Origin of the sequence: Sphingomonas albertensis, assembly GCF_014358075.1 — a bacterium.
In the GTDB taxonomy this organism is placed as follows: Bacteria; Pseudomonadota; Alphaproteobacteria; order Sphingomonadales; family Sphingomonadaceae; genus Sphingomonas; species Sphingomonas albertensis.
In genome coordinates, this window is the sequence record NZ_JACONT010000064.1 from 1 (window position 1) to 11,955 (window position 11,955).

At 66.9% G+C, this 11,955-nt stretch carries 11 protein-coding genes; 9 read left to right on the forward strand and 2 right to left on the reverse strand.

Annotated features, from left to right (window positions below; translation table 11 throughout):
- From H8S47_RS18115 to H8S47_RS18135, 5 genes are all read left to right on the forward strand, one after another.
- Positions 1-1,196, forward strand: a 1,196-nt coding sequence (locus tag H8S47_RS18115; RefSeq protein WP_235983043.1) for a cysteine desulfurase, incomplete at its 5' end; no start/stop codon positions are given.
- A complete protein-coding gene (locus H8S47_RS18120) occupies positions 1,193-1,654 on the forward strand; it encodes an SUF system Fe-S cluster assembly protein (RefSeq protein WP_056057670.1) in 462 nt (153 codons plus the stop codon). The genes H8S47_RS18115 and H8S47_RS18120, both read left to right, overlap by 4 nt.
- A gap of 45 nt (positions 1,655-1,699) precedes the next feature.
- Positions 1,700-2,053, forward strand: coding sequence for a HesB/IscA family protein (locus H8S47_RS18125; RefSeq protein WP_187505174.1), 354 nt, complete (start codon positions 1,700-1,702; stop codon positions 2,051-2,053).
- A 230-nt stretch (positions 2,054-2,283) separates the two neighbouring features.
- Positions 2,284-3,675, forward strand: coding sequence for an amino acid permease (locus tag H8S47_RS18130; protein ID WP_187505175.1), 1,392 nt, complete (start codon positions 2,284-2,286; stop codon positions 3,673-3,675).
- Positions 3,672-4,541, forward strand: coding sequence for an S-methyl-5'-thioadenosine phosphorylase (locus H8S47_RS18135; protein WP_187505176.1), 870 nt, complete (start codon positions 3,672-3,674; stop codon positions 4,539-4,541). Before H8S47_RS18130 ends, H8S47_RS18135 begins: the two co-directional genes overlap by 4 nt.
- A 468-nt stretch (positions 4,542-5,009) precedes the next feature.
- Here the strand turns inward: H8S47_RS18135 and acnA are convergent, their stop codons facing one another.
- Complete coding sequence (gene acnA, locus H8S47_RS18140) at positions 5,010-7,694, reverse strand: aconitate hydratase AcnA (protein WP_187505177.1); 2,685 nt, start codon at positions 7,692-7,694, stop codon at positions 5,010-5,012.
- A 242-nt stretch (positions 7,695-7,936) separates the two neighbouring features.
- Positions 7,937-8,302: a hypothetical protein gene (locus H8S47_RS18145; protein WP_187505178.1), complete on the reverse strand. Its 366-nt coding sequence runs from the start codon at positions 8,300-8,302 to the stop codon at positions 7,937-7,939.
- A 130-nt stretch (positions 8,303-8,432) separates the two neighbouring features.
- Here H8S47_RS18145 and H8S47_RS18150 point away from each other — a divergent pair, with 130 nt between their 5' ends.
- The 4 genes from H8S47_RS18150 (at position 8,433) to H8S47_RS18165 (ending at position 11,799) form a co-directional block, all read left to right on the forward strand.
- Positions 8,433-8,582 carry a hypothetical protein gene (locus H8S47_RS18150; RefSeq protein ID WP_187505179.1) on the forward strand — a complete coding sequence of 50 codons (150 nt, stop codon included), beginning with the start codon at positions 8,433-8,435 and terminating at the stop codon, positions 8,580-8,582.
- A 126-nt stretch (positions 8,583-8,708) separates the two neighbouring features.
- Complete coding sequence (locus H8S47_RS18155) at positions 8,709-9,179, forward strand: MarR family winged helix-turn-helix transcriptional regulator (RefSeq protein ID WP_187505180.1); 471 nt, start codon at positions 8,709-8,711, stop codon at positions 9,177-9,179.
- The gene (locus H8S47_RS18160; protein WP_235983044.1) at positions 9,176-10,612 is read left to right on the forward strand and encodes an efflux transporter outer membrane subunit; all 1,437 of its coding nucleotides are present in this window, start codon (positions 9,176-9,178) and stop codon (positions 10,610-10,612) included. The genes H8S47_RS18155 and H8S47_RS18160 overlap by 4 nt, the downstream gene beginning before the upstream one ends.
- Positions 10,609-11,799: an efflux RND transporter periplasmic adaptor subunit gene (locus tag H8S47_RS18165; RefSeq protein ID WP_187505181.1), complete on the forward strand. Its 1,191-nt coding sequence runs from the start codon at positions 10,609-10,611 to the stop codon at positions 11,797-11,799. The genes H8S47_RS18160 and H8S47_RS18165 overlap by 4 nt, the downstream gene beginning before the upstream one ends.
- Positions 11,800-11,955: the final 156 nt, after the last annotated feature.

Sequence of the window (11,955 nt, forward strand, 5' to 3'; positions counted from 1 at the left end):
AGGATGCGCTCGACCGTCTGTCGGATTTTCCGGCGATCCCGGAGGGCTGGGCGTATCTCGATACCGCTGCCACCGCGCAGAAGCCGCAGGTCGTGGTCGACGCGATCACGCGCGCTTATGGCGAGACCTACGCTACCGTGCACCGCGGCGTGTACCAGCGCTCGGCCGACATGACGGTCGCCTATGAGGCTGCGCGGAAGGCTGTGGCGCGGTTTATCGGTGCGGGTTCGCCTGACGAGGTCGTGTTCGTGCGCGGCGCGACGGAGGGTATCAACCTCGTCGCGCAAAGCTGGGCCGGCGAGCAGTTGAAGGCGGGTGACCGCATCCTGCTTTCGATGCTCGAGCATCATTCGAACATCGTGCCTTGGCAGATGATCGCGGAAGCGCGCGGCGTCGCGATCGATGTGCTGCCGCTGACGCCCGACCACCGAATCGATCTCGACGCGATGGAGCGGATGATCACGCCGGCGCACAAGCTGGTCGCGCTCGGGCATGTCTCGAACGTGCTCGGCTCGGTGCTCGATGCGAAGCGCGCTACCGAGATCGCGCATTCGGTCGGGGCGAAGATCCTGCTCGACGGGTGCCAGTCGGTGCCGCGGATCACGATCGACGTGAAGGCGATCGGCTGCGACTTCTACGTGTTCTCCGGTCACAAGCTGTACGGCCCGACTGGGATCGGCGTGCTCTGGGCCAAGCCCGAACTGCTCGACGCGATGCCGCCGTACCAGGGCGGCGGGTCGATGATCGACAGGGTGTCGTTCGCGAAGACCACCTACGCGCCGCCGCCGGGGCGGTTCGAGGCGGGGACGCCGCATATCGTCGGGGCGCTCGGGCTGCATGCGGCGATCGACTATGTCGAGAGCATCGGGCTCGACGCGATCCATGCGCACGAGACGGCGCTGGTGACGGCGACGCGCGAGGCGCTGTCGGGGATCAACTCCGTACGTCTGTATGGCCCGGCGGACTCGGCGGGGATCGTGAGCTTCACGATCGAGGGGGTTCATCCGCACGACATCGGCACCATATTGGACGAGGAGCGCGTCGCGATCCGCGCCGGACATCACTGCGCACAGCCGCTGATGGAGGCGCTGGGCGTCGAGGCTACGGCCCGCGCGAGCTTCGGCGTGTATAACGGGCCGGCGGACGTCGAGGCGCTGGTGCGCGGTATCGAGCGAGTAACGAGGATTTTTGGATGAGCGATCGGTTCGAGATCGAGGAAGTGGATGCGGTCGCATCGCCGCCCAAGGCGCGCGTCGTGATGGAGACGGACTCCGACGCGGAGCGGAAGCGGGATTATCTCGCCGGCTTCCTGGCGCAGAAGCCGCAGGTGGACTCGCCCGGCGAGCCCGGCGGCGCGGTGTATGATGCGATCATCGACGCGCTGAAGGAGATCTACGATCCCGAGATCCCGGTGAACATCTATGACCTGGGGCTGATCTACGGCGTCGAGGTGACCGAGGACGGGCATGCGGTGGTGGCGATGACGCTGACCACACCGAACTGTCCTGTCGCGGAGTCGATGCCGGCAGAGGTCGAGATGCGCGTCGGGTCGGTGCCGGGGGTCGGGTTTGCCGAAGTGAACCTGGTCTGGGATCCGCCCTGGGATCCGCAGAAGATGTCCGACGAGGCGAAGCTAGAGCTGGGCATGCTCTGACTTCTGCTTCCCCTCCCGCTTACGGGAGGGGGGAAGGAAGAAGAGATGGCGACGACATTGCGAGAACGGCCGGCGGCGCTGAACCTCACGGCGACGGCGCATGCGCGGATCGCGGATTTGATGGCGCGCGCGCCGGCGGACGCGATCGGGGTGAAGCTGTCGACGCCCAAGCGTGGGTGTTCGGGGCTGGCGTATTCGGTGGATTACGTGAGCGAGGCGAAACCGTTCGATGAGCGGATCGATACGCCGGGCGGGACGCTGTTCGTCGATGGCGGGTCGATCCTGTATCTGATCGGGTCGACGATGGACTGGGTCGAGGACGACTTCACCGCGGGGTTCGTGTTTCAGAATCCCAACGCCAAGGGTGCGTGCGGGTGCGGCGAAAGCTTTACCGTTTAAAACGCGCTCGCGCTCACACTAGGGCGGATCGCCCCCTTGTTCTCCCCTCGCTGGAAGGGAGGGGGCGGGGGTGGGTCGGGTTCCGTATTATCGATCGTCGGCGGCATAAGCGGGCCTACCCACCCCCAGCCCCTCCCTTTCAGGGAGGGGAGCCAAGAGCGGGAAAAGTTGCTGGCCTTGCCCGCCGCGCCCCTCCTGTGCCACTCCCCGCGCCAACAAAGGGGATATCCGTGGCCAGTCTGTTTCGCCGAAAAATCGTCACCGAGCAGCCGCCCGAGCATCAGCTCGCGCGGACCTTGTCTTGGCCGCATCTCGTCGCGATGGGCGTCGGCGGGATCGTCGGCACCGGCATCCTGACGCTGATCGGCGTTGGCGCAGGGCTTGCCGGGCCGGCCGTGATCCTCTCGTTTATCATCGCCGGCGGGATTTGTGCCTGCGCGGCGCTCGCCTATGCCGAGATGGCGACGATGATCCCGGCGTCGGGCAGCGCGTACACCTATAGCTATGTGGTGCTCGGCGAGCTGATCGCGTGGGTGATCGGCTGGAGCCTCATCCTCGAATACTCGCTCGTCGTGTCGACCGTCGCGGTCGGCTGGTCGGGCTATGCCGCGCCGTTGCTGCGTGGCGCGTTCGGTTTCCCCGAGGCGCTGACGCTCAGCCCCGAGCTTGGCGGGATCCTCAACGTCCCCGCGATCTTCATCATCGCGGTCGTCGCCGCCGTGCTGTCGTTCGGCACGCGCGAGAGTGCGACGCTGAACGCGGTGCTGGTGGCGGTCAAGATGATCGCGCTGACCGTGTTCGTGTTCATCGCGCTCCACTATTTCAACAGCGCCAACCTGCATCCGTTCATGCCCTACGGCTTCCCCAAGGCGGTTGCGCCCGACGGCGCCGAGCGCGGGGTGATGGCCGCGGCGGCGATCATATTCTTCGCGTTCTACGGCTTCGACGCGATCTCCACCGCAGCGGAGGAGACCAAGAACCCCGGCCGCGATCTCGCGATCGGGATCGTCGGGTCGATGGTGGCGTGCATCGCGATCTACATCCTGGTGGCGGTCGCCGCGGTCGGCGCGCTGTCCTACACCCGGTTCGCCGGCAGCGCCGAGCCGCTCGCGCTGATCCTGCGCGAGATCGGTCGGCCCGGCTTCGCCACCTTCCTCGGCGCGTCGGCCGTGATCGCCTTGCCGACGGTGTTGCTCGCCTTCCTGTTCGGCCAGAGCCGCATCTTCTTCACGATGGCGCGCGACGGGCTGCTCCCGTTGAGCCTCGCCAAGGTGTCGAAACGCGGCGCCCCCGTCCGCATCACGTGGATCACCGCGGCGATCGTCGCGGTGATCGCCGGCCTGTTGCCGCTCGCCGAGATCGCCGCGCTGGCGAACGCGGGCACGCTTGCCGCGTTCGTCGCGGTGTGCGCGTGCATGCTGGTGATGCGCCGCCGTGCGCCCGATGCGGTGCGGACGTTCCGCGCGCCGGCTGCGACGCTGGTGGGCGCGATCGGCATCCTCGGGTGCCTGTACCTGTTCTTCAGCCTGCCTTCGAAGACGCAGCTGTATTTCGGGCTGTGGAACCTGCTCGGGCTGGTAATCTACTTCGTCTACGCCCGGCCGCGAGCGCTTGCCGAGTGACCGGCTGGACCATCGGCATCATCGGCGGCTCGGGATTGTATGCGGTCGACGGGATCGAGGACGGCCGCTGGCAGACGGTGGACACACCCTGGGGTGAGCCCTCCGACGCGATTTTCACCGGCCGCGTCGGCCACGTGAACGTCGCGTTCCTCCCACGACACGGGCGAGGGCATCGCATTGCGCCCTCAGACCTCAACGCGCGCGCGAACATCGATGCGCTGAAGCGGCTCGGCGTGACCGACGTCCTGGCCGTGTCGTCGGTCGGCTCGCTGGTCGAGGCCCGCCCGCCCGGCAGCTTCACCGTCGTCGACCAGTTCATCGATCGGACCAAGGGGCGCCCGTCGAGCTTCTTCGGCACCGGCCTCGTCGCGCATGTCTCGATGGCGGACCCGGTGTGTCCGCGGTTCTCCCGCTATGCGGCGGACGCAGCACGCGAAGCCGGGGCGCAGGTCGACGATCGCGGCACGTATCTCGCGATGGAGGGGCCGCAATTCTCGACCCGTGCGGAAAGCCGTCTCTACCGCCAATGGGGTTGCGATGTGATCGGGATGACCGCGATGCCTGAGGCCAAGCTCGCGCGCGAGGCGGAGCTTCCCTACGCGCTGGTCGGCATGGTCACCGATTACGATTGCTGGCGCGAGGACGAGGCGGGCGTCGATGTCGCGCAGGTGATCGCGCAACTCGGTGCCAATGCGGCCAAGGCGAGCGCGATGGTGATGGCGTTGCTGCGCGCGCTGCCGGCTGAGCGGGAGGCTTCGCCGATCGATACGTGTCTCGACAGCGCGATCATTACCGCGCGGGAGGCTCGCGATCCGGCGTTGGTGGCGAAGTTGGATGCGGTGGCGGGGCGGGCGCTTTCGGCCTGAATTGCGGTCCTCCCCTTGCAGGGAAGGATTTGGATTTCGGCATCGTTAGGTGAAAAGTTCGTCATTCGCCCCGTTCGACACATCACTGCAACATATCGAGCCGAAGGAGGGTGCGTCGCCGCTCCCTCTCCCCCTGTGGACGGCGACTTGACCGGGTCTCCCCTGTCCCGGTCTTCTCCCTGAACTACGGGGCGACCTTCATGGTCGCCCCGCCTTTTTGGTCTGGGAGCGCGCTGGTCGCGCGGCGCGCGGCAGCAGTTTTGGATATCACCATCCCGCGATCCTCCCCCGCCAGGGGGGGTGGCAGGCACTTGCCTGTCGTAGGGGGGGTAAGGGAAACCTCTGTTCCGGCGTCCTCCCCCTCCGTCGCCTACGGCGCCACCTCCCCCTTGCGGGGGAGGATCGACAGGGAGGTAGGTGAGGCTTGGGCGTCACCCCGGATCGCTCCGGGATGACGCTGGGCAGGTCTTACGCGGCCAGCTTGCGCAGGACGTAGTGGAGGATGCCGCCGTTGAGGAAATATTCCAGCTCGTTGACGGTATCGATCCGGCACTTGGTCTGGAACGTCTCGCTGGTGCCGTCGGCGCGGGTCATCTTGACGGTGACGTCCTGACGGGGGCGGATGCTCGCCACGTCGAGGATCGTGAACGTCTCCGAGCCGTCGAGGCCGAGCGTTTTGCGGTCCACACCGTCGGCGAACTGCAACGGCAGCACGCCCATGCCGACCAGGTTCGAACGGTGGATGCGCTCGAAGCTCTCGGTGATGACCGCGCGGACGCCCAACAAGTTCGTGCCCTTCGCCGCCCAGTCGCGCGAGGAGCCGGTGCCGTATTCCTTGCCGGCGACGATCACGAGCGGCGTGCCGTCCTGCTTGAAGCGCATCGCGGCGTCGTAGATCGCCATGACTTCGCCGTCGTACTTCGACATGCCGCCTTCGACGCCGGGGACCATCTCGTTCTTGATGCGGATGTTGGCGAAGGTGCCGCGCATCATCACGTCATGGTTGCCGCGGCGCGCGCCATAGCTGTTGAAGTCCGCCTTGCTGACCTGATGCTCCTGGAGGAAGCGGCCAGCGGGCGAGTCGGCCTTGATCGAACCGGCCGGCGAGATGTGATCGGTGGTGATCGAATCGCCGAGGATCGCGAGCGGCTTGGCGTCGATGATGTCCTGCACCGGCGACGGCGTCATGCTGAGGCCCTCGAAGTATGGCGGGTTGGCGACATAGGTCGACCCTGCGCGCCATGCGTAGGTGTCCGAACCCGTGACGTCGATCTCGCGCCACTTGGCGTCGCCCGCATAGACGTCGCCGTAGCGCGCGCCGAACATGCCGGCGTCGATGTTGGCGTCCATCGTCGTGCGGACTTCCTCGTTGGTCGGCCAGATATCGCGCAGATACACGTCCTGGCCGTCCGATCCCTGGCCCAGCGGCGTCTCGATCATGTCGGTCGTGACGGTGCCCTTGATCGCATAGGCAACGACCAGCGGCGGCGAGGCGAGGAAGTTGGCGCGAACGTCCGGCGATACGCGGCCTTCGAAGTTGCGGTTGCCCGAGAGCACCGACGCGGCGACGAGGTCGTTCTCGTTGATCGCGGCCGAGATCGCCGGCGCCAGCGGCCCCGAGTTGCCGATGCAGGTGGTGCAGCCATAGCCGACGAGGTTGAAGCCGAGTGCGTTCAGGTCCGCGGTGAGGCCAGCCTTGTCGAGATAGTCGGTCACGACCTGCGAACCGGGGGCGAGCGAGGTCTTCACCCAGGGCTTCGACTTCAGGCCGAGCGCGTTGGCCTTGCGCGCGACGAGACCGGCGGCAACGAGCACCGACGGGTTCGAGGTGTTGGTGCAGCTGGTGATCGCGGCGATCACGACGTCGCCGTCGCCGATGTCATGCTCGCGACCCTCGACCGCGACGCGTGCGGGCTGCTCCTTGTGGTACAGCTTGTGGAGATCGCTGTTGAACACCTCGTCGACCTTGTTGAGGCTGACGCGGTCCTGCGGGCGCTTCGGGCCGGCGAGCGACGCGACGACGGTGCCCATGTCGAGTTCGAGTGTGTCGGTGAAGACGGGGTCTTCGGCGTTCTCGTCGCGCCAGAAGCCGTTGGCCTTGGCATAGGCCTCGACCAGCTCGACATTCTCGTCAGACCGCGCGGTGAGGCGCATGTAATCGAGCGTCTTGTCGTCGATCGGGAAGAAGCCGCAGGTCGCGCCATATTCGGGCGCCATGTTGGCGATCGTCGCGCGATCGGCGAGCGTCATCGACGACAGGCCGGGGCCGAAGAACTCGACGAAGCGGCCGACCACGCCCTTGGCGCGCAGCATCTGCGTGACGGTCAGCACGAGATCGGTGGCGGTGATGCCCTCGTTCAGTGCGCCGGTCAGCTTGAAGCCGACGACTTCGGGGATCAGCATCGACACGGGCTGGCCGAGCATTGCGGCCTCGGCCTCGATCCCGCCGACGCCCCAGCCAAGCACGCCCAGGCCGTTGATCATCGTCGTGTGGCTGTCGGTGCCGACTAGCGTGTCCGGATACGCGATCATCGTGCCGTCACCGTGGTCACCCGACGATGCCGACGACCACACGGCCTGACCGATATATTCGAGGTTCACCTGGTGGCAGATGCCGGTGCCGGGGGGGACGACCTGGAAATTGTCGAGTGCCTTGCTGCCCCACTTCAGGAACTCGTAGCGCTCGATGTTGCGCTCATATTCGAGGTCGACGTTATCGTGGAACGCCTGCGGGGTGCCAAACTCGTCGACCATCACCGAGTGATCGATGACGAGGTGGACGGGGACCTGCGGGTTGATCTTCTCGGGGTTGCCGCCGAGCTTGGTCATCGCGTCGCGCATCGCGGCGAGATCGACGACGCAGGGCACGCCGGTGAAATCCTGCATCAGCACGCGCGCGGGGCGATACTGGATCTCGCGGTCGCTGCGACGCTCCTTCTGCCAGTCGACGATCGCCTGGATATCTTCACGCGTGACCGTCACGCCGTCCTCGAAGCGGAGCAAATTCTCGAGAAGGACCTTCATCGAGAACGGCAGGCGGCTGATGTCGCCGAGCTGCTCGGACGCCTTGGCGAGGCTGTAATAGTCGTACGACTTGCCGCCGGTCGACAGGCTGGTGCGGGTCTTGAGGGTATCCTGGCCAATGGCAGTCATAGGGGTCCTTCCCGTGGGCGTCGGGCCGCCGGGCGCCGAGGGGAAAGCAGCCATATAGGCCACGCGGGCGCGTCGGGGACCGAGCGAAAAATGCTGTTACCGGAGGGGCCTTAGCAAGGGGGAGGGCTTCGGGGAAGGGTGCGGGGGCCGGTCAATGCGCTAATCTTCGCGACGGACCTCGACTGGCGTGCGCAATCATAATCCAGCGGGCATAATCCGGCGTCAGGCGGCATAATCCGGTGTCAGGTGGGGCCATCGGTCTGGTGGGTCGCGCTGGCGTCGCGGAGAAAACCCTCCATGCGTTCCAGCGCCGATGGCGTCAGCGCTATCGTGCCGCCGTCCGCATGGGGTTCGATCTGTCCGTCGGCGACAAGGTGCGCAAGCCAGCGCTGTCCCACACCCGGCGGCGTACCGGTCGCCGTGAAGAGTTCGCTTTCGGACATCGCATGATCGTTCGCCTGCGCGACGAACAGACGCAGCATCATATTCCAGGCATGCTCGTCGAAGATGTCGCTCGGAAAGACCTCGGTCCGCAGGCCACGCACGCGGATGAGGTTCTCCGCCGTCCGCGCCAATGTGTTCTTCGCCGACTCGGTTTCGATGGTCATATGAGATGCTAGGCCGGGCAAGACGGCGGTGCCACAGGAAAAGACTGCCGGCGTCGGACTAATCCAGTATAAGATATATGACCTTAACTTTGTGAATTGCGATCACCTGCGAGGCGGGCAAACACGCGGCATGGCAGATGGGCAGGACGATAATGGCGCGTTGCGCGAGGCGATCGCGCGAGCGTTGCTGATCGCCGACGAGCGACTGGATCATCACGTCGGGGCGTTGCTGGCCCAATGTCTCGATGAACTCGATCGGAAGGGCACGCGCGACGCCTGATCGGCCGATCCGGCGTTCAGGTATTTGTTATTCGGATCGCAGAACGGCGGCTTCGATCGTCGGACGATGCGTCGGCATGCTTAAAGGGCAATTGACTGCCCGAGCAATGGTTGCCATGGCAATGACATGGCTTTCTACACCAAAGCAGCGTTCGGGCCGGACTGTTCGCTCGGCTATCTCGCGCGCCGGATCCACCAGATCGGGCAGAGCCTGATCGAGCCCGTCTTCGCCGCGGAAGGCATGTCGGGGACGCAATGGTCGGCGCTCATGTCGATGCTGGCGGGACGATCCTCGACATGCGCCGATCTCGCGCGCGATCTTTCGCACGACAAGGGCGCGACGACCCGGCTGGTCGACGCGATGGAGCAACAGGGCTGGGTAACGCGGTCGCGCGCGATCGACGATCGCCGGGTGCTCAATCTCGAACTCACGCCGGATGGCGAGGCGGCGGCAATCCGCTGTCGCGACCGCATCATCACGTACTGGAACGTCCTGCTGACGGACTGGGATCGTGACGAAATCGAAAAGCTGATCGAACTGATGCAGAAACTCCGCACGACGCTCGACGATGCTCTGACCGAAGGACTCCGGCCATGAAATTGGGGGCCATGAGGATATGTTCGGCGCTCGCGCCGGTGGCGATGCCGGTGACGGTGGCGGGGCTGCTGGCGGGATGCGCGATTCCCGCCTCCAAGGGCATCGTCGAGCCGGTGTCGACCACCGCGCTGGGACTGTCGACGGATGCCGCACCGGTGATCGCGGCTGACTGGTGGCGCGGGTTCGGCGATCCGCAACTGGACCGGCTGGTGAACGACGCGGTGGCGGGCAATCCGTCGCTCGACGCGGCGCTCGCGCGGGTTGCGCAGGCGCAGGCGGTGTTGTCGACGAACCGCGCGGAGAATGGCCCGAACGTGACGCTCGATGCGCAGGAGCAATATGCGCGGTTGAGCGGGCGGTACACGATCCCGCCGCCCTTTGCCGGGTCGACCCGGTTCGTCGGGACGGTCGCGGCGAACCTGTCGTGGAACCTCGATCTGTTCGGGCGGCAGAAGGCGGCGATAGCGGGCGCGCGCGCCTCGGTGCGCGCGGCGGCGCTCGACGTGGCGGCGGCGCGGCTGGCGCTGTCGGGGGCGGTGGTGCAGACCTATATCGACCTCGAACGCGCCGAGGCGCAGGCGGGGATCGCGACGCGGACGATCGCGACGCGCGAGAATACGCTGCGGCTGGTCAACGTGCGGATCCGCAACAAGCTGGGCAGCAAGCTGGATGCGCAGGCGGCGACGACGCTGCTGGCGCAGGCGCGGCAGGCGCTGGTGCGCGCGCAGGCGGCGCAGATGCTGGCGAAGAACGCGCTGGCGGCGCTGGCCGGGCGCGGGGCGGACTATCCGGCGACGATCGGTGCGACTGCGCTGAAGCTCGATGCTGTGTTGCCGTCGCCTGCGTCCGTCCCGGCTGACCTGCTCGCGCGGCGGGCGGATATCGGTGCGGCGCAGGCGCGGATCGAAGCGGCGGCGGCGGGACGTCAGGTGGCACGGCGCGCCTTTTATCCGAACGTGAACCTGGCGGGGTTGGCGGGGTTCCAGGCGGTCGGGCTTGGCAATCTGGTATCGCTCGATGCCGGGACGGTAGGCGTCGGGCCGGCGATCCATTTGCCGATCTTCGACAATGGCCGGCTGAAGGCCGATCTGGCGGGCGCGACCGCGGCGCTCGATCTGGCGACCGCCGATTACAACGACCGGGTCGTCGGCGCGGTGCGCGAGGCGGCGGATGCGGTCGCACGGATCGGTGCGCTCGACGCCGACCGACAACGGCAACGCGAGGTGGTGCGCGGCTATGCCGAGACCGGGCGGTTGAATGCGATCCGCGTGTCGAGCGGGCTCGATAGCCGGCTCGACCTCGTCGACAACGACGTGCGGTTGCTCGCCGCCGAACAGGCCGATGCCGATCTTGCCGCCAATGCAGCCCAACAGCGCGTCCAGCTGGTGCTGGCGCTGGGTGGCGGTTTCGATTTTCAGGATGTGACACGATGACCGATACGCAGACCGATCCGGCGCCCGCACCGGCCCCCGCACCCACTGACGCACCCGCACCGGCCGGCAATCCGAGAGCGCGCAAGCGGGCGCTGACGATCCTCGGCGTCGTCGTGGTGATCGGCGCGATCGTGTGGGCGGTGTTCCACTTCCTGCTTGCCGCGCCCGAACAGGAAACCGACGACGCTTATGTCGCGGGCGACGTGGTGGCGATCACCGCGCGGGATCCGGGGCAGGTGACGTCGATTCATGCGGACAACACGCAGGTGGTGAAGGCGGGGCAGCCGTTGATCGACCTCGATGTAGCGACCACGGATGTCGGGCTCGCGTCAGCCGAGGCCGAGCTCGCGCGGGCGGTGCGTGCGACCCGGTCGGACTTTTCGAAGGTCAACGAAACCGGTGCCGCGGTGGTGCAGGCCGAGGCCGAACTCGCGCGCGCGCGGAACGACCTTGCGCGGCGTCGCGGGGCCGCCGCGGAAGGCGCGATCTCGGGTGAGGAACTGAGCCACGCCGCCGACCAGGTGAAGGTGGCGGCGGCGACGCTGCAACTCGCGCGTAGCCAGCAGGCGCAGTCGCGCAGCGGCGTTGCGGGCACCACCGTGTCGACCAACCCGGCGGTGATGGCGGCGATCGCCGCCTATCGGCGTGCGGCGATCACGCGCAGCCACATGCACGTCGTCGCGCCGATCGACGGCGTTGTCGCGCAGCGGACCGTGCAGCTCGGGCAACAGGTGTCGGCGGGGATGCCGTTGATGGCGGTGGTGCCGCTCGACCGCGTCTGGGTCGACGCGAACTTCCGCGAGACGCAGTTGCGCGACCTGCGGATCGGCCAGCCGGCGACGGTGACGGCGGACATGTACGGCGACGACCTCGTCTATCACGGCCATGTCGTCGGGCTGGGCGCGGGCAGCGGCAACGCGTTCGCGCTGTTGCCGGCGCAGAACGCCAGCGGCAACTGGATCAAGATCACCCAGCGCGTGCCGGTGCGGATCGCGCTCGACAAGGGCGAGCTGCGGCGCAATCCGTTGCGCGTGGGGCTGTCGGTGAACGCGATCGTCGATACCGCGGACACGTCGGGGACAATGGTCGGGCGGCCGGCGGTGGCGGCGTACAAGGGCTTGGCGACCGGCGCGGGCGATGCTGCGGTCGAGGCGAAGATCCGGCAGATCATCGCGGCGAACCGGTGATGATCGGGTGCGATCGGGGTGTGGTGAGCAAAGAGGGTGTGGCGTGCCTGACTGAATGCGGCATGCCTCTTCTTGTTCTCCCGCGAAGGCGGGAGCCCAGTCTGGGTCCCCGCCTTCGCGGGGAAACAAATTGAGCTAGGTCCCCGCTACAGCCAC

Bases quoted from the DNA above. Each gene is read 5' to 3' on its own strand.
- H8S47_RS18120 (WP_056057670.1), top strand. From the start codon at position 1,193: ATGAGCGATCGGTTCGAGATCGAGGAAGTGGATGCGGTCGCATCGCCG.
- H8S47_RS18125 (WP_187505174.1), top strand. From the start codon at position 1,700: ATGGCGACGACATTGCGAGAACGGCCGGCGGCGCTGAACCTCACGGCG.
- acnA (WP_187505177.1), bottom strand. From the start codon at position 7,694: ATGACTGCCATTGGCCAGGATACCCTCAAGACCCGCACCAGCCTGTCG.
- H8S47_RS18145 (WP_187505178.1), bottom strand. From the start codon at position 8,302: ATGACCATCGAAACCGAGTCGGCGAAGAACACATTGGCGCGGACGGCG.
- H8S47_RS18150 (WP_187505179.1), top strand. From the start codon at position 8,433: ATGGCAGATGGGCAGGACGATAATGGCGCGTTGCGCGAGGCGATCGCG.
- H8S47_RS18155 (WP_187505180.1), top strand. From the start codon at position 8,709: ATGGCTTTCTACACCAAAGCAGCGTTCGGGCCGGACTGTTCGCTCGGC.
- H8S47_RS18160 (WP_235983044.1), top strand. From the start codon at position 9,176: ATGAAATTGGGGGCCATGAGGATATGTTCGGCGCTCGCGCCGGTGGCG.
- H8S47_RS18165 (WP_187505181.1), top strand. From the start codon at position 10,609: ATGACCGATACGCAGACCGATCCGGCGCCCGCACCGGCCCCCGCACCC.